The organism is Streptomyces sp. NPDC020845 (genome assembly GCF_044334165.1).
Classification (GTDB): Bacteria; Actinomycetota; Actinomycetes; order Streptomycetales; family Streptomycetaceae; genus Streptomyces.
The window spans coordinates 105,448-121,861 of record NZ_JBIRSJ010000001.1 but is presented as its reverse complement, the minus strand read 5'-3'; the positions used below and the strand labels follow the sequence as shown (position 1 = coordinate 121,861).

16 protein-coding genes are annotated in these 16,414 nt (G+C 74.3%); 11 read left to right on the top strand and 5 right to left on the bottom strand.

Annotation, left to right across the window (positions count from 1 at the left end; all coding sequences use genetic code 11):
• Positions 1-147: 147 nt before the first annotated feature.
• Entirely contained in the window at positions 148-717 is a 570-nt protein-coding gene (locus ACH4U7_RS00485) for a cupin domain-containing protein (protein ID WP_398525830.1), read from the bottom strand.
• A gap of 256 nt (positions 718-973) precedes the next feature.
• Between ACH4U7_RS00485 and ACH4U7_RS00480 the strand changes: the two genes are divergently transcribed.
• Together ACH4U7_RS00480 and ACH4U7_RS00475 are read left to right on the top strand one after the other, a co-directional pair.
• Positions 974-1,597 carry a ParH-like protein gene (locus ACH4U7_RS00480; RefSeq protein ID WP_398525829.1) on the top strand — a complete coding sequence of 208 codons (624 nt, stop codon included), beginning with the start codon at positions 974-976 and terminating at the stop codon, positions 1,595-1,597.
• Positions 1,590-2,924, top strand: coding sequence for an MAB_1171c family putative transporter (locus tag ACH4U7_RS00475; protein ID WP_398525828.1), 1,335 nt, complete (start codon positions 1,590-1,592; stop codon positions 2,922-2,924). Before ACH4U7_RS00480 ends, ACH4U7_RS00475 begins: the two co-directional genes overlap by 8 nt.
• On the opposite strand, the gene ACH4U7_RS00470 is transcribed toward ACH4U7_RS00475, so the two are convergent.
• On the bottom strand, positions 2,872-5,580 hold the full coding sequence (locus ACH4U7_RS00470) for a LuxR C-terminal-related transcriptional regulator (protein WP_398525827.1): 2,709 nt from the start codon (positions 5,578-5,580) through the stop codon (positions 2,872-2,874). The genes ACH4U7_RS00475 and ACH4U7_RS00470 overlap by 53 nt on opposite strands.
• A gap of 163 nt (positions 5,581-5,743) precedes the next feature.
• Here ACH4U7_RS00470 and ACH4U7_RS00465 point away from each other — a divergent pair, with 163 nt between their 5' ends.
• A complete protein-coding gene (locus tag ACH4U7_RS00465) occupies positions 5,744-6,208 on the top strand; it encodes an XRE family transcriptional regulator (RefSeq protein WP_398525826.1) in 465 nt (154 codons plus the stop codon).
• A gap of 78 nt (positions 6,209-6,286) precedes the next feature.
• On the opposite strand, the gene ACH4U7_RS00460 is transcribed toward ACH4U7_RS00465, so the two are convergent.
• Entirely contained in the window at positions 6,287-6,457 is a 171-nt protein-coding gene (locus ACH4U7_RS00460; protein WP_398525825.1) for a hypothetical protein, read from the bottom strand.
• Between the two features lie 323 nt (positions 6,458-6,780).
• Between ACH4U7_RS00460 and lxmK the strand changes: the two genes are divergently transcribed.
• The 3 genes from lxmK to ACH4U7_RS00445 are packed head-to-tail and all read left to right on the top strand — an operon-like array spanning position 6,781 to position 9,587.
• On the top strand, positions 6,781-7,959 hold the full coding sequence (lxmK, locus tag ACH4U7_RS00455) for a class V lanthionine synthetase subunit LxmK (RefSeq protein ID WP_398525824.1): 1,179 nt from the start codon (positions 6,781-6,783) through the stop codon (positions 7,957-7,959).
• On the top strand, positions 7,956-9,110 hold the full coding sequence (locus tag ACH4U7_RS00450; RefSeq protein WP_398525823.1) for a T3SS effector HopA1 family protein: 1,155 nt from the start codon (positions 7,956-7,958) through the stop codon (positions 9,108-9,110). The genes lxmK and ACH4U7_RS00450 overlap by 4 nt, the downstream gene beginning before the upstream one ends.
• Before the next feature lie 6 nt (positions 9,111-9,116).
• Positions 9,117-9,587: a hypothetical protein gene (locus ACH4U7_RS00445; RefSeq protein ID WP_398525822.1), complete on the top strand. Its 471-nt coding sequence runs from the start codon at positions 9,117-9,119 to the stop codon at positions 9,585-9,587.
• Positions 9,588-9,669: 82 nt separating this feature from the next.
• Here ACH4U7_RS00445 and ACH4U7_RS00440 read toward each other — a convergent pair whose 3' ends face one another.
• Positions 9,670-10,167 (bottom strand): MarR family winged helix-turn-helix transcriptional regulator, encoded by a 498-nt coding sequence (locus ACH4U7_RS00440; RefSeq protein WP_398525821.1) that lies wholly within the window; start codon positions 10,165-10,167, stop codon positions 9,670-9,672.
• A gap of 45 nt (positions 10,168-10,212) precedes the next feature.
• Between ACH4U7_RS00440 and ACH4U7_RS00435 the strand changes: the two genes are divergently transcribed.
• From ACH4U7_RS00435 to ACH4U7_RS00420, 4 genes are all read left to right on the top strand, one after another.
• A complete protein-coding gene (locus ACH4U7_RS00435) occupies positions 10,213-11,154 on the top strand; it encodes an EamA family transporter (protein ID WP_398525820.1) in 942 nt (313 codons plus the stop codon).
• 2 nt (positions 11,155-11,156) lie between these two features.
• Positions 11,157-11,798, top strand: a complete 642-nt coding sequence (locus ACH4U7_RS00430; protein WP_398526422.1) for an NAD(P)-dependent oxidoreductase — start codon at positions 11,157-11,159, stop codon at positions 11,796-11,798.
• Positions 11,799-11,874: 76 nt separating this feature from the next.
• On the top strand, positions 11,875-12,177 hold the full coding sequence (locus tag ACH4U7_RS00425) for a hypothetical protein (protein WP_398525819.1): 303 nt from the start codon (positions 11,875-11,877) through the stop codon (positions 12,175-12,177).
• A 45-nt stretch (positions 12,178-12,222) separates the two neighbouring features.
• The gene (locus tag ACH4U7_RS00420; protein WP_398525818.1) at positions 12,223-12,885 is read left to right on the top strand and encodes an NADPH-dependent FMN reductase; all 663 of its coding nucleotides are present in this window, start codon (positions 12,223-12,225) and stop codon (positions 12,883-12,885) included.
• Between the two features lie 16 nt (positions 12,886-12,901).
• On the opposite strand, the gene ACH4U7_RS00415 is transcribed toward ACH4U7_RS00420, so the two are convergent.
• The gene (locus ACH4U7_RS00415; RefSeq protein WP_398525817.1) at positions 12,902-13,357 is read right to left on the bottom strand and encodes a winged helix-turn-helix transcriptional regulator; all 456 of its coding nucleotides are present in this window, start codon (positions 13,355-13,357) and stop codon (positions 12,902-12,904) included.
• A gap of 163 nt (positions 13,358-13,520) precedes the next feature.
• On the opposite strand from ACH4U7_RS00415, the gene ACH4U7_RS00410 reads away from it, so the two are divergent.
• Positions 13,521-16,397, top strand: coding sequence for an AfsR/SARP family transcriptional regulator (locus ACH4U7_RS00410; protein WP_398525816.1), 2,877 nt, complete (start codon positions 13,521-13,523; stop codon positions 16,395-16,397).
• Positions 16,398-16,414 lie beyond the last annotated feature (17 nt).

Below are 16,414 nucleotides of genomic sequence, written 5' to 3'. Positions count from 1 at the left end.
ACCGGCAGAACGGCGGACAGCCCCGCCTCCCCCGCTCCGCCTCGCGCGCCCGGCGGTCGTGCGGCACACCGTCGCGATCAGGGGCGCCGCCGCCCCCGACCGCCGCGATGCCCCTCCGGTCGCGCCGATACGAAAACGGCGGGCGCGTCAGTCCGTCGGCAGGCGGGTGCCGCAGCGGGCGCAGTAGCGGGCGTCGCGCTCCTGCGCGAGCCGGCCGCACTCCGTACAGACCCGGTGGAGCAGGCAGGCCGGCTCGCCCCCTTCCGGGGCGGCGGCTTCCCGGACCGCGGCTTCCCGGGGGTCGGCTTCCCGGGTGCCGGCTTCCCGGGTGCCGGCTTCCTGGACCGCGACTTCTGGGGCCGCGGCGCGGATGGCGAGGCCGGGGCGGCGGCGGTGCACCGTGAGGTAGACCAGGCCGTCCGCGCCGGCGGAGAGCGCGCGGCGGGCGCCGTGCGGCAGCCATGCCACACAGCCCGGCTCCAGTTCCTGCCGGGTGTCCGCCACGTCGAGCCGCCCGCTGCCGTCGGCCACATACAGCAGCACGTCGAGGTCCGGCTCCACATGGAAGTCGACCCGGGCTTCGGCGGGCAACCGGATCACGTTGGAGTCGAGTTGACGCCCCTCGGCGGCGAGCCGCCACAGCGCCCCGCCGCGGTCCGCCGTCACCTCGCGCATCAGCTCCGACAGCCTTCCCAGCACACCAGATACCGCCGGCATCGGCTTCCCACCGCTCCTTCCCGTTCCTCCCACAAGACCGTGAGACGCATACCTCACGAGCACGGTTCCGCTGATAACTGGAATTTAGCATGCGGATTTAACGGCGTCGCGCGCCACGCCCCAGTGGCGCGCGACGGTCGGGAGTAAGGCCACTTCTCGCGCTTGTGGATCCACCGGATGCCGGTACAGTCGCCAGTGCCCCGCAATCGCCGGGCACTTGAAGGGGGCGGCTTATGGGCGCGCTGGTGGGCGGCCGGTGAACCGAGCGCGATTATGGTGGCGCAGCCGCCGGGTCGCCGACGGTCTCGAACTGCCGAGCCCCTTCGACCCGGCCGCCTTCGTGGCGCTGCTGGCCGAGCGGCGCGGCCGCCCGATCGAACTGCTGCCGGTCACCGTACGCCACTCCCTCCCCTGCGGTCTGCTCGCGACCACCGACCGGGCCGACTACATCCTCTACGCGGCCGATACGACCGCTCTCCACCGGCAGCACATCGTGCTGCACGAGACCGCCCATCTGCTGTGGGGCCACGATGGCACGGCCGACCCGGCCTCGCTCGGCCTGCTGACCCCCCATCTGTCGGGCTCCCTGGTGCGCCGGGTGCTCGGCCGGACCGTGTACACCCAGCCGCAGGAGCAGGAAGCCGAGTTCCTGGCCTCACTGATTCTGCAGCGGGCCCTGCGCAACGACCGGGGGCCGAGCGCGTCGAGCCCCGGCCAGGCCCCGCTCGGCTCGCTCGTCGGCGCGCCGCCGGACCGGCTCGTGCCGCCGGACCGGATCGCGCCTCCGGACCGGATCGCGCCTCCGGGCGGACGTAGCGAGGCGCAGGGCGGACGGGCCGGGACACCACCGACCCCGGAACCTGACCACGGCCATGGGTGACCTGCTCGGCTACCTGCCCGCCGCCGCGGCGATGGCGGTGGGCTGGTACGAGCTCCGGCTGGCGCGCAGACGCCGGTTCGCCCCGGGCACCCGCCAACTGTGCCTGTTCGGGCTGTGCATGGGCGCCGCGATGGCGGTCCTCGCCCCCGCGACGGTGACGGCGGCCGGCCACGTACTGCCCGCCGCAGCCGAGGCGTGGCCCCATTTCGTCGGCCGTGAACTGGAGATGGCCGCGCTCGCCTGGCTGGCGCTGGCGGCGATGGCCCTCGATCTGCCCGATGCGCGGCACATCCCGCCGCGGTGGCATGTGCGGGTCACGATGGCCGTGTGTGCGGTGGCCGCGGTGTGCTTCCTCACCTCGGGCGCGGTGGTCGAGGAGAGCGAGGTGGTCGCCCCCGGGGCGAGCGGCAGGGCCGGGCTGGTCGCGTTCGACGTGCTCTTCACGCTGTACAGCCTGTGGAGCCTGACCCTGTTCGCGCTGCCGGTCCACGCCCAGATCCGGCGCTCGGGCCCGGGCCCGTTCCGTACGGGGCTGCGGCTGGTCACCGCGAGCGCGTGCGTCGGCGGGCTGTGGGCGCTGTGGGGGCTGACGGGCGTCGAGAACATGGCGCGCACCGGCCGTCAGGGCGCCGGCACAGACCCGGTCGCCATGGTGCTGGCCGCCTCCTGCCTGGTGCTGGCCTGCCTGGGCGCGACCGCCGCCTGGTGGCGCGGCGCCGTGACGGCGCCCGCCCGCTGGCTGCGCGCGTACCGCCGCTACCGCGCCCTGGCACCGCTCTGGTCGGCGCTCCACGCCGCCGCCCCCGGGATCGCCCTGCGCACTCGGACGCGCCGACTGTCGTGGCTGCCGCCGCGCAGCGCGGAGTTCGCGCTGTACCGCCGGGTGATCGAGATCCGCGACGGCTACCTGGCGCTGCGCCCGTACGCCGCGCCACGGGGCGCGGCGGAGGAGGCCGGGACGGCTGCGGACGGCGAAGGCCCCGGCAAGGACATGGGCGTGGGCGTCGAGGCCGAGGTGGCCCGCGCCGCGGAGGCGGAGGCCGCCGCCGTCGCGGCGGCGATCGTGGCGGCGAGCAGCGGCGTACGCCCGGGCGACCCGGACCCCGTCGGCAACGCCTCCGGTCCCGCCTCCAGCCTCGCCTCCGGGTCCGCCGTTCGGCCGATCCGGGGCACGGTCGACGCCGAGGCGGCCTGGCTGGTACGGGTGGCCGACGCGTTCGCCCGGTCCGCGGCGGAGCGGCCCGTACGCTCCCGGGTGCCCGCCGAACTCCGGCTCAGCCGGGGGCGGGAGCGGGCACCCGCGTCGGCGCCGGGGCGGAAGGGGTGAGCGCGGAGACGTCTGTCGTATGGTGCACCCAGTTGGCGATCTCGACCCGCGAGGAACAGCCCAGCTTCCGCATGGTCTCCCTGATGTGATTCACCACCGTCCACTCCGATATCTGCAGCCGCCGGGCGATCTGCTTGTTGCTCAGCCCGAGTGTGATCAGGGCGGAGACCTGGGACTGCCGGGGAGTGAGCGGATCACCGGGCAGCGGGCCGCCGCACCCGGGCGCGGGCGGGAGCGCCGGCCCGTCGGCGTCGGGCGGCCCCGCGTACGGGTGGGCGGTGCGGTCCGGGCGGGGGCGCAGCTTCGCGGATGCTCGGGGCTCAGGACGGGCCGTGGCCAGGGAGCGGTTGGGCGCCGTGGCCGCGTCGCGGTCGGACGTCGCGGACATCAAGGGGGCCCGGGTTACGTTCGGGTTCCGGGTTACGTTCGGGTTCCGGCCCGGGTCGGGGTCCGGCGCCGGCCGTAAGCGACCGCAACGGGCCGCGAACTCCTTGACCAGGTCGGGCAGCGGCGTCCCGGCGCCGTCCGACAGAGCCGCGAGGAAGCCCCGTTCACCCAGGTGGCGCCGTATATGCCCCTCCAGCCGCCCCACCGTGAAGTCCGGGTACCCGGGCTCGTCGAGCAGCCCGCCGGCGCCGCGCGCCGCGTGGCAGGCGCCCAGGCATCTGACCACGTCGGCGGCGCGGGCCGTGGTCCTGGGCAGCAGGGGCGTGCCCAGCACCGAGAGCAGGGCCCCGAGTACGGCGGGGGCGCCGAGGGTGCGCAGACCGGCCACGGCCCGGTCGAAGTAGCCGTCCGCCTCGGCCTCCCGACCCCGCGCGGCGGCGAAGACGCTCAGCTGGAGCAGAGCGGTGCCGGAGACCAGCGCGTCGCGACGGCGGGTGGCACCCGACAGGGCCTCCACCGCCAGGGCCATGGCCTTCGCCGGGCTGCCGTGCAGGAATTCCGCGAGCGAGGCGTCGAGCATGACGCGGTGGAGCGCGTGTCCGTCGCCGATGTGCGACCGGTGGCCCGCGACCGCCGTGTGCAGGGCGGCCAGCGCCTCACCCGGCCGGTGCGGAGCCTCGGCGATGCCTCGAAGATGCAGCAACCGGGACGCGAGCAGGGCCTCTTCGGCGTCGTCGGCGGCCGCGTCCCCCCGTTCCGCCCTCCCCACCACACCGGCCCGGTCCGCGTCCGCCTGGCCGAGGAGGGCCAGGGCCGCCTCCGGCTCACCGGCCCGGATCGCCGCTTCGGCCAGCAGCAGGTTGAGCCGGGTCCGCCGGGGCGTATCGGCCGGGGTCTCCGGCAGGGCGGTCAGCCGCTCGGCCCAGGTGAACGGCGCGCCCGAGGCGTACCAGTACGTACGCGCATGGTCGACCAGCGCGATCGCCTCGTCCGCCGCGCCGACGCCGATCAGGGTGTCCAGGGCGCAGCGGATGTTGCGCTCCTCGCTCCGGAAGGCCGTGATCCCGGCGTACTGGTCGCCTTCGGCGATGCGGCGGGCGGCGGTGCGCGCCAGCTCGGCGTAGTAACGGGCGTGCGAGAGGCGCGGGTTGTCGTGGGCGGGGGCGGAATCCGGCCCGGCGGTGGGGACGGATGGCTCGAAGGGGATGTGCAGCCGGGTGCGGGTGAACCCGTCGAGACGGCCGGACGGAAGCGCGGACACGTTCAGCAGATGGCGGCCGAGCAGGGTCTCGAGCGCCGCCGGGAACGCGTTGAGGGGGATGTCGGCGATCCGCCTCAGCGCCTCGGGCCCGGCCCCGCCGCTGAAGAGCCGGGAGCAGGCGAGCAGGCGGCGTTCGGCGTCGTCCAGTTCGGGGTGGCGCCGCGCCCGTACGGACGTGTCCGGGTCCGTGGCCGCCGCGCGCGGCGAGGGCGTGGCGGGGGCCGGGCCGCCGTACGCGTCGAGCAGCCGCGCGAGGCTGCCGCTGTCGCCACCGGCCCCCGCGGGGCCCTCGGGGCCGGGGTCGAAGCGCCCGTCCAGCGCGGCCCAGAGCACTTCGGGCCCCTCCAGGGCGGCGATCCGCGCCGCCAGCACCAGCGCGCCGGGGATGCCTCGAAGCTCCGCGCAAGTACGGGCGACCGCCTCCTGGTTGTCGTGCTGGACGCGGAACGCGGGGTTCAGGGCGTGTAAGGAGGCCACGTACAGCCGCACGGACGGGATGCGGCACATGCCGTCGAGGTCGAGCGCCGAGCAGTCGAACGGGACGGGCAGCGGCCCGACCGTACGGGCCGAAAAGCCCGCAGAGGACGCAGCGGTCGCGGCGGCCAGGGGCTCGCGGGCGGTGACGATCAGCCTGACGCCGGCGCGCGCCACCGCGGCCCGCACGCCCCCGTGATTGGCCGCGGCCAGGCCCTCGACCAGGATGAGCGGCGGGGCGCCGACGCCGCCAGGTCCCCCGTCCCTGGCGGCCCTTGGGCGCTCACGGAGGCGCGCGACGAGTCGGATGAGCGCCGCGCCGGGGTCCTCGTACGCGGAGCCGTCGAAGCCGATCGTCTCGGCCCCGCTCGCCGACGCGTACGCGGACGCGACCGCTCGGGCCAGCCGTGTCTTGCCTATGCCGGGCCCGCCGGAGAGCACCACGCCCAGTGTGGCCGTGTCCGTCAGGAGCGCCAGCAGTTCGGAGATCTCACGGTCCCGTCCGAAGATCTCGCGGTCGGGCGGATCGGTCATGGACGGCTCCACGGAGTGTGTGAGCTGAGATGAATGTTATGTGGAAAATCCTGCACACCAGCTGTACGGCCTGTCAACTAGAATGAATGGCGACACGTTGAGGACCTATGTCTGCTGCCGCCCGCCGAAGAGCCACGGCGGGCGCGAACGAGAGAGGTGCGCCGTGACAGGGGAGGAGCCCGCGCCGTCGGCGCTGGCCGACAAGATCGACACTCTCTTCAAGGTCGTGCGCCGGCCCGACCGCCAGCAGTACAGCCATGAGGAAGTGGCCCGGGCCTGCCGCGAGGCCACCGGCGAGACCTTCTCGGCCACCTATCTGTGGCAGCTGCGCACCGGGCGGCGGGACAACCCGACCAAGCGCCATCTGGAGGCGCTGGCACAGTTCTTCCAGGTCCCCCCGGCCTACTTCTTCGACGACGAGCAGGGCGCGGAGATCGCCCGCGAGCTCGAACTGCTCGGCGCGCTGCGCGACGCGGGCGTACGGGACGTGGCGCTGCGCGCGGTGAACCTCTCCCCCGAGGGGCTGGGCACGATCAGCGATGTGATCGACGCGATCGCCCGGCGCGAGGCGGAGGCCGCGGCCGAGGCGGAGAAGGGCAGCGCGAAGCGGCGCCGCGATCGCGGTTGACGGCGGGGTGATACGCCAGGGCCCCGCCGACGCGAACGTCGGCGGGGCCCTGGCTTTTCCGGCTCTCGGCCTCCGGGGTCAGTCGCCCTTGGTGATGGTGGTCAGCAGCGAGAGCGTGGTGGTGATGATGATGGTCGTGATGGCGGAGGCGTCCGGGTCGTGGACGGTCCGGGTGGTGGCGAGCTCCGCGACGGCGGCGTCGGGCGTGGGGTAGGCGGCGTAGCCGCCCATCAGGTCGATGGCGCTCATAACTGCTGACTCCTTGAGTCGTTGATGGCGCGGGCGGTGTCGAGTGCGCACGGACGGGGGCGGGTCCGCCCCCGGCCCGCCTCCCGTCCGTCCTCTCGATCCCAGCAGCGGTCGCCCGGCCCGGACACCCGCAGGAAACTGGCCCAACCCCGAGGGGCCGACGCCAGTCGGCGCGCGGCGCCGGCCGGGGGGGGGCGCCCGCCACGGCGCGAAACTGACAGATTCCTGCCCCTGGCACGGCCCCGCCGCTGTCCGTCCGGAGGTCTGCCAGGCGAAGTCCTGCCACTTCCCGCCTGTTCGCGGCCATGCCTAGCGTTTCGCATATGACAGCGACGATTCCGGAGGATGTGTACGGCGCACCGGACGCCTCACGGCACGATCTGGCCCCCGTACCGCTCTCGGAGGCGCCCGAAGTGGCGCGCGCGCTGAGGCGGCTCGGCCTCCCGCCACTGGTACCGGACGGGCTCGTCAGCCACCCGGGCCGCAATGACAACTGGGCGGGCCGCACCGAGGACGGTCAGCAGGTCTTCGTCAAACGGCTGGACCGGCGGGCGCCTGATGCGACGGCGCGTTTCGACCGGGCGTACGCCTTCCAGGTGGTGCGGGCCGCGGCAGGGCCGTTCAGCTGGAGCGCCCCGGTCTTCCTCGGCGGCGACCGTGAGGCGCTGGTCATGGTCTACGCCCTGCTGGAGGGCGCGGTGTCCGGGGCAGCGCTGGCGGAGGAGGGCCGGTTCGACGCCGAACTGGCGCGCCGCGCCGGGCGGGCGGTGGGAGAGCTGCACGGCTTCCACCCCGCCGGTGTGCCCGCGGCGGCGGCCCACCACGGGCGCGGCCTGGCCTCCCGGCTGTCCACTCTGACCGTGGCGGAGTACACCCGCAGCAGCGCGGTCGAGCTCGCCTTCTGGGCGCTGCTGCAGCACGACGACGACCTCAAGACCGCGCTGCGAGTGCTCGGTGAGCGCTCGGGCGCCGCCGAGCCGGCACCGGCCCACGGCGACCTGAGGCTGGATCAGTTTCTGCTGCACGGCGACGAGCTGCATCTGTGCGACTGGGAGGAGTTCCGCCTCGCCGATCCGGCCCGCGATATCGGCGGCTTCGTCGGACAGTGGCTGTTCCGCGCGGCCACGCTGATGTTCACCGAGTTCGAACCCGACCCCCCGGATAGCGCAGACAACGCAGCTGACGCGGCCGACGCGGCCGGTGCCGACGGCGGCACCCACGCGCCCCTGGTACGCGGCGGCGCCGACCAACTCGACGCCGTACGGCCGCTGGTCGCCGCGTTCTGGCGGGGGTACCGCGGGGCCCGGCCGGCGGCCGACCCGGGCCTCGCGGAGCGGGCGGTGGCCTACGCCGGGTGGCATCTGTTCGACCGAGTGCTCGCCACCGCCACGCACAGCGCCCGCCTGACGGCCGTCCAGCGGGGGACGGCGGGCCTGGGGCGCGGCGCGCTGCTCGCGCCCGCGCGGTTCGTCGACGTACTCGGGCTGGGGGACGACACATGACGAGCTCCTCGGACGCGTCAGGGCGGACCGGGCCGGGCCCGCTGTCGCCCGCCCTGTGCGCCGCGCTGACCGATCTGCGCCTGCCCGGCCTTCGGCCGGACGGCGTGCCGGACGTATGGCTTGCGGATCGCCGTATCCCGGGCGACACCGCGCGGGAGGTACGGCTGGCCCTGGCCACCGCGATGTACGAGCGATGGCACGCGGCAACGGCGCTCGAACCCGACGCCCCGGCCCGACTGCCGCGCCGCGACCACGCCTTCGAGGCCCGTCTGACCGCCGCGACACCACATGCGCACACCCCTGTCGAGGCGGTGGTGCACACCACCGCGCCGCGCGGCGGCGGCCTGCTCACGGTGGAGCTGGGGCGGGTGCGGGTGAGCCTGCCGCCGGAGGCGGTGCGGGGCCCGGCCCGGGTGGCCCGTGGGGCTGCTCCATCAGCCGTTGCGATACCGGCTGTTGTGACGTCGGCGGCCGAGGTCGCGGGGCCCGTGGCGTCGGCGGAGGGGGCGGCGCCGGTCGCGGGCGCGCGGGTGGTCGCGGAACTGCCCGCCGTACGGCCGGCCCTGTCACCGGGGTTCCTGCTGGTGGACGGGGTCCACGGGCGGCCGGCGGACGGGGCGGACCGCGAACTGCTGCGGATGTATGTCCATCTGCGGTACCCGGACGCCGCCCCGCGGGTGTGGGGTGCCCTGCTGGCGGAGCTTGCCGCGCGGTCGGTGCCGTACCGGGCGAAGGTCCTCTCGCGCCCGTGGGCGTATCCGCGCCGCGACGCCATCGTGGTCTACCTCGACGCGGACCTCGCGGACGTGGTGTTCCCGCTGGCGGCGGCCGTGCACCGGCTGCCGGGCATCGGCGCGGACACCTCCGTCTTCGCGCAACGCCTGCTCCCGGGCCTCGCCGTCGCCTGGGAGCCGCGGGACACCCGGCCCGGGTGGGGCGGGCAGAGTTTCGGGCAGCACCGCGCGGCGGCGGTCGCCGAGGGCGTCGTACGGTACGCGACGGACCGCGAACGCACCGACCTGGCCCAGGAGATCGCGGTCTCGCTGCGCGGCGCGGCGGCCGACCCCGAAGAGCCGGCCCGCAACCACTCCTCCCCCGGCCTGCTCACCGCCACCCTGCTGACCCTGCGGTCGGCTTCCTTTCCGTCCTGACCCCATGTGATACGTGAGGCCGAGGCCGGAATTCCGTCGTCGAACGACTATGTGCTGGTCGGCGGCGGCTTCAAGGTGGAGTGGCACGGCCAGGGCAATCTGGCCACGGCCTCCTTCCCCGCCACCGAGACCTCGTGGAAGGCGCGGTCGAAGGACCATCTGGCCTCCGATCCGGCCAATCTCCGGGTGTACGCGATCGCGCTGAAGCGAAACCTCCCGGTCGGCCGGGTCCTCACCAGCATCTCCAGGTCCGACTCCACCCAGACGCCGCACCCGGCGGCCGTGGCCTCGGTGGCTCCCGGGTACGCGCTGACGGGCGGCGGCGCGGAGGTGCACTACCACGGCGCGGGCAACCTGCTCTGGAAGCTCGAACCGGCCACCACCCAGACGCCGAGTTTCAGCGCGGCCGCCAAGGACCACCTCGCGTCGGACCCCTCGTCGCTCACCGCCTACTCGCTCGGCATCCGCATCGGCTGACCTGCCGTCGGGCGATCCACGCGGCGGCCGCCACGAGGAGTGCGGCCGCCGCCCAGCCCACTGCTCAGCCGGCTCAGCCCGCTCACTCCCTGGTGTCGCCCAGCGACTCCAGGACATTCCGGAGCGTATCGGCGAGGGCATCCTGGTCGGTCTTGCCGAGCGCGGTGAGCAACCGGCGCTCGGTGGCGAGGTGGTCGGGCAGGACCCGGTCGAGAAGCGCGCCACCCTCGTCGGTGAGGGCGACATGCACCACCCGGCCGTCCGACTCGCTGGGCGTACGGGTCACCAGGCCACGGGCCTCCAGTCGGTCGAGGCGCTGGGTGATGGCGCCCGAGGTGACCATGGCCGCCCGCATCAGCGCGGCGGGGGTCAGCCGGTAGGGCGGCCCGCTGCGGCGCAGCGTGGCGAGCACGTCGAAGGACGCGGGGTCGAGCCCATGGGCGCCGAACGTACGGCGCGTCTCGGCGTCGATCAGCCGTGAGAGCCGTTTCAGGCGCCCGATGACCGCCATCGGCGACACATCCAGATCGGGGCGCTCCGCACCCCACTGCTCCAACACCAGGTCCACGTGGTCTGTCACACCCCCAGCCTAGCCAATCTCTTAGCAGTGAGATACTTTTCCTTAGTGCTAAGAAATCGGATCGGGATCGTCCTGCTGACCGCGCTCGCACCGGCCGTCTGGGGCACCACCTACCTCGTCACCACCGAACTGCTGCCCCCGGGCCGCCCCCTGCTCGCCGCGGTGGTCCGAGCCCTGCCGGCCGGCCTGCTGCTCGTCCTGGTCACGCGGCGGCTGCCGCGGGGGGTGTGGTGGTGGCGCGCGCTGGTGCTCGGAGCCCTCAACATCGGGGTGTTCTTCGCCCTCCTGTTCGTCGCCGCCTACCGGCTGCCGGGCGGGGTGGCCGCCACCGTCGGCGCCCTGCAGCCCCTTCTCGTCGCCGCCCTCGCCTCCGGCCTGCTCGGCGAGCGGCCGTCCCGGCGCATCGCGCTCGCCGGGGCGGCGGGGGTGGCCGGTGTCAGCCTGCTCGTCCTGCGGGCGGACGCGCGCCTGGACGCCCTGGGCGTCGCCGCGGCGGCCGGTGGCGCGCTCGTCATGGCCACCGGGGTCGTCCTCAGCAAGCGGTGGACCTCCCCCGCGCCCCTGCTGGCGACCACCGGCTGGCAACTGGTCGCCGGCGGCCTGCTGCTGCTCCCCGTCGCCCTCCTCGTCGAAGGGCCACCCCCGACGAGGCTGACCGCCGAGAACCTGGCCGGCTACGGCTATCTCTCGCTCGTCGGCGCCGCCCTGGCCTACGCCCTCTGGTTCCGCGGCATCCGTGCCCTGTCCCCCACCGACGTCACCTTCCTCGGGCTGCTCAGTCCGCTGGTCGCCACCGTGCTCGGCTGGCTCGCGCTCGGCCAGCAACTCACCGCGTGGCAGGCCCTGGGCGGGGCGGTGGTCCTCGCCGCCATGGTCATGGCCCAGACCCGTCCGGCCCGCCGCGCCGATCACGGCCGCGTACGGCCGGCCCGCCCGCTCAGCGATCTCGCCGTCCGCCGGACGGCCGAGCCGAAAGGAAACCGATGACAATGCGCATCACCGTCTTCGGAGCGGCCGGGAGCGTGGGCAGCCGGGTGGTGGCCGAGGCGCTCTCCCGCGGCCATGCGGTCACCGCGGTCGTACGGAACCCGGGCCGGCTGGGCGATCTGCCGGCCGGCGCCACGGCCCGGGTCGGCGACGCGGCCGACGTCGACGACGTGGTCCGGCTGAGCACCGGCCAGGATCTCGTGATCACCGCCACCCGCCCCGCGCCCGGCAGCGAGGACGAGCTCGTCATCGCCACGAAGGCGCTGCTCGCCGGGGTGGCGAGCGGCGGCGTCCGGCTGCTGGTCGTCGGCGGCGCGGCCACCCTGACCGTGCCCGGCACCGGCGGCACGCTGGTCGTCGACGCCCCGGGCTTCCCGGCCGCCTGGCGGGGCATCGCGCTGGCCTGCGCCGAACAACTCGAGGCGTGCCGCGCGGAGTCCGGGGCGGACTGGGCCTATCTGAGCCCGGCCGCCCTGCTCGAACCCGGCGAGCGCACCGGCACCTACCGGCTGGGGACCGACGAGCTCCTGGTCGACGCCGACGGCACGTCCCGTATCTCCGTGGAAGACCTCGCGGTGGCCCTGCTGGACGAGGCCGAGCACCCCCGGCACCACCGGACCCGATTCACCGTCGCACAGACATGATCGGGCTCTCCCGCTCTCGCGGGAACCCTACGCCGGGGCCGGTCCGCGCGGACCGGCCCCGGCGTAGGGTTCCCCCATGGGTGAGTTACTTCCGTTCCTGATGGTCGTCGGCTCTCTCGCCGTGGTCATGGCCTTCTTCACCTGGCTGGCCGTCCTCGTCCGGCGCCGCGGTGTCGCCGGGTCGGCCTTCCGCTCCATCGTCGACGTCTACGACCAGGCTTGGCACGCGACCGGCCACGATTCCCACTACGAGATTCAGGTGCAGGCGGAACGCAAGCTGCCGATCCCGTCGCCGGACGACCCCTGGCGCCCCGACCGCGGCGTGATCACCCGGCCCGCCTCGCCGTCGCGCGGGGGCGCCGGGGCCGTGCCACGATAAGCGCATTCCGGACGGGAGCTCGTCGCGCACGGGAGGAACGGCCCCATGTCCATGGACGACCAAGCTCCCGGCCCGCTGCGGGTGCTCGTCTTCGGGGGCGCGCTGCGGATCGGGTCCGTCAACGCCCGTCTCGCCGCGCTCGTGGCCCGCCTGGTCACCGACCACGGCGCCATTGCCGACCTCGCCACCATGCGCGAGTTCGCCATGCCCCCGTACGACGGCGACGCGGAGGCCGCCGAAGGGGTGCCGCGGGGCGCCCTGGCGCTGCGCGACCGGCTCGAGCGGGCCGACGCCTTTGTGATCTCCTCCCCCGAGTACAACGCCTCCGTGCCCGGCGTCCTGAAGAACGCGATCGACTGGGTCTCGCGGATCCGGCCACAGCCGTTCGGGACCAAGCACGGACTGCTCGTCTCCGCCTCCCCGTCCATGATGGGCGCCAATCGCGGGCTGTGGTCCCTGAGGGTCCCCCTGGAACACCTCGGCACCCGCGTCTACCCGGACATGTTCAGCTTGCCCAGGGCCTACGAGGCCTTCGCCGAGGACGGTCGGCTCACCGACTCCGGCCTGCAGCAGCGCCTCAGCCAGACCGTCGGCGCCTTCCTCCGCCTCGTCGAGGCCGATGCCCACTATGTCTGCCTGCGGCGCCGGTGGTACGAGTTCCCGGGAGACAGCACACAGGCGCCCGTCATCCAGCGGGCGGAGGGGTAAGCCCCGCCGGCACGGCTCACCCGGCCTCGGGTCCTGTGGTGGTCCACCCCGGCGCCTCGACGCGGTGGGTGAGCGTGTCCCGGGACGCCCGCTCCCCGCACGCACCGCAGACCACGACCGGCTCCAACTCAGCGCCGCAGGAGTGCTCGAGCACCACCGGGGGCCGTTCGGCGAGGTGCCGGTCGCCCCACTTCATCAGCATCAGCAGCACCGGTTCGAGCTCCCAGCCCGCCTGCGTGGGCCGGTACTCGAAGCGCCGGGGCCGCTCACTGTAGGGGACCTTCTCCAGCACGCCCGCCTCCACCAGGCGGCGCAGCCGGGCGGCGAGGATGTCGCGCGGCGCCCCGATGTTGCGGACCATGGCGTCGAAGCGCCGCACCCCGAGGAACACCTCGCGGAGGACGAGCAGCGAGTGCTTCTCCCCGACCACGGCGAGCGAGTCGGCGATGGAGCAGGGCCGTGGATCCTTCATACGCGCAGCGTACGGGGGTGTGGGTTTGGTTCTCAAACCAAGGCGGTCGGGCCGGAACCCGCCACCGCCCGAGCGGCGGTTATCATACCCGCCAACTGAGCATCCACCCGCGGCAGATGGGCCGACCAGCCCAGTTGTCCAGAAGGTGCTCGGAGGTACGCAGATGAGATTCGCTCTACTCGGTCCGCTGACCGTCCACGACGGCGAGGCCGCCCGCCCGATCAGCAGTCCCAAGGGCCGGGCGCTGCTGGGCGCACTTCTCCTGCAGCCCAATCACGCGGTCCCGCTGGACACCCTGGAGGCAGTGCTGTGGGGCGAGCATCCGCCCGCCACCGCGAGCGCCTCGCTGCACAACCATGTGGCCCGGCTGCGGCGTCTCCTCGCCGAGGACGGCGAGCCGCGGCTGCGGGCGGTTCCCGGCGGATATCTGCTGACCGTCGGAGCGGGCGAGCTGGACAGCGAGTTGTTCGCGGAACGGCTGGAGCGCGCCCGCGCCGACCGGCTGCGGCAGGACTGGGCAGGGGTCGGACGGGAGACCGTACGGGCTCTGGAGCTGTGGCGCGGCTCGCCGCTGGCCAATCTGCCGGACTCGGCCCTCAGCCATCCGGAGGTACGGCCGCAGATCCAGCAGTTCCAGGAGGCCCGGCTGCAGGCACTGGAGTGGCGCTTCGACGCCGAGCTGCGGCTCGGGCGCCATGGGGGGCTGGCCCCCGAGCTGGCCCGGCTGGCCGAGGAGCATCCGCTGCGTGAGGTTTTCCACCGTCAGCTGATGCTCGTCCTGCACCGCACCGACCGGCAGGCCGAAGCGCTCACCGTGTTCCACCGACTGAGACGCACGCTGATCGACGAGCTCGGCATCGAGCCGGGGCCCGCCGTCCAGGAGGCGCATCAGGAGATCCTGACGGCTCAGCGGGTCGCGGTGGCCACCCCGTCCACCACACCCGTCGCGCTCACCGCGCCCGACGCCCTCGGCACCCCCGGGGCACCGGCCGCGATCAGCACACCGGCCGCGCCGCCCCGCTCCGCCCGCCGACTCCGCCCGGCTCCGGCCCAACTGCCCGCCGACATCGTGGACTTCGCCGGCCGGGAGTCCGAGCTCGAACGGCTGAGCGCCATGCTCAACCCCGACCCGGCGGTCACCGTGCCCCGCGTCGTAGTGGTCTCGGGCATGGCGGGCGTCGGCAAGACCGCGCTGGCCGTGCACGCGGCACACCGCCTGCGCGGCCAGTTCCCCGACGGCCAGCTCCACGCCGATCTGCGCGGCTTCGGCGCCGGCGACGCCCGCAGCCCGCACGACCTGCTCGCCCGGTTCCTGACTGATCTGGGGGTACGGGAGAAATCGCTGCCCGAGCACACCGACGACCGCGCCGCGCGGTTCCGTTCCGCCCTGGACGGCCGGCGCGTGCTGGTACTGCTGGACAACGCCAAAGACGCCGCGCAGCTCATCCCGCTGCTGCCGGGCAGCGGTGGTTGCGCGGTGCTGGTCACCAGCCGGCACACCCTCGCCGGTCTGCCGGGCGTCGGCCGACTGCGCCTCGACCCCCTGGACCCGGAGGGCCAGCGACAGCTGCTGACCTCGCTCTGCGGCTCCCGTCGGATGCGGGCCGACCCCAAGGCGGCGGCCAGGATTCTCGCCGCCTGCGGCGGACTGCCGCTCGCGCTGCGGCTGGCCGGGGCGCAGCTGGCCGGCCGGCCCAGCTGGCCGCTGACCACGCTGGCGCAGCGCCTGGATTCCAGCCGGGGGCGGCTGCGGGCGCTGTCCGCGGGCGGCCTTGCCGTCCAGGACACCTTCGCCATGAGCTATGTGGCGATGCGCGACAGCCCGCTGTCCCCGGAGACCGAGCGGGCGCACGGCTTCAGGATGCTGGGGCTGTGGTCGGGGCACACTCTGGCCGCGGAGTCGGCCGCCGCGCTGCTCGGACGGCCGGTCGAGGAGGCGCACGACCTGTTGGAGTATTTGGTGGACGCCCACCTGCTGCAGACCCCGTCGCCCGGCCACTACACCTTCCACGACCTGCTCGGCGAGTACGCGCGGGAGCGGGCCGCCGAGGAGGAGTCGCCGGAGGCCCGGGCGGCGGCCCGGCTGAGGCTGGTTGTCTGGTACACCGCCGCGGTGGCGAAGGCGGACGCCGTGCTGACGTCCCGGTGTCATCCCCTGCCGCCCCTGGAGACCGAGGTCGCCGCGCCCCTGCCCGCCTTCGCCGACACCGACGAGGCCCTGCAGTGGTGCGTACGGGAGCTGCCCGCGCTCTCCGAGGCGATCCAGCTGGCGGCCCGGTACGCCCGGCCCGACCTGGCCTGGCGGATGGCCGCGGGGCTGTTCGGCTACGCGCAGCGGTTCTGGTGGACCAGGGAGTGGGAGCGCTGTATGGGGCTCGCGCTGCGCTGCGCTGCGGAGCACCACGACCTGCTCGGTCAGGGGTGGCTGCACCGCCGCATGGGCCTGGCCCACGGGATGGCCCACCGGCTGGAGCTGTGTCTGGAGCATTTACAGCTGGCCCTGTCCTGTTTCGAGAAGGCGGATGACATCGTGGGGCAGGCGTCGTCGTATGCCGGGCTGGCCGAGGTCCACCGCAAGCTGGGGCAGTTGAGCGGGGTGCTGTCCTGCGGGGAGCGGGCCGTGGAACTGCACCGGGAGGCGGACGATCCGAGGGGCGTCGCGACGGTCTTGAGCAGCATGGGCGACGCGCTGATGGAGGCCGGTGAGCCGACGGCGGCCGAGGAGCGCTATCGGGAGGCCCTGGAGCTGTGGCGGGATCACGGCGTCCTCGACGGCACGGCCACCACCCTGACCCGGCTCGGGGACGCCCTGACCACGCTGGACCGCCCGGCTGAGGCCTTCCAGGCGCTGGAGGAGGCGCTGCGGATCCGGCTGCGCCTCGGCGAGCACGTCGGCACGGCCGACACCCTGGAGACCATCGCACTGGCCCACTTCCACTTCGGTGACCAAATGGCCGCCCGGGAGCACTGGGAGCGGTCACTGACGATGGGCCGCAGGCTGCGACTGCCGCCGCGGGACGTGGCGCGGCTGGACCTTTGAGCGACTGAGGAGCCGCG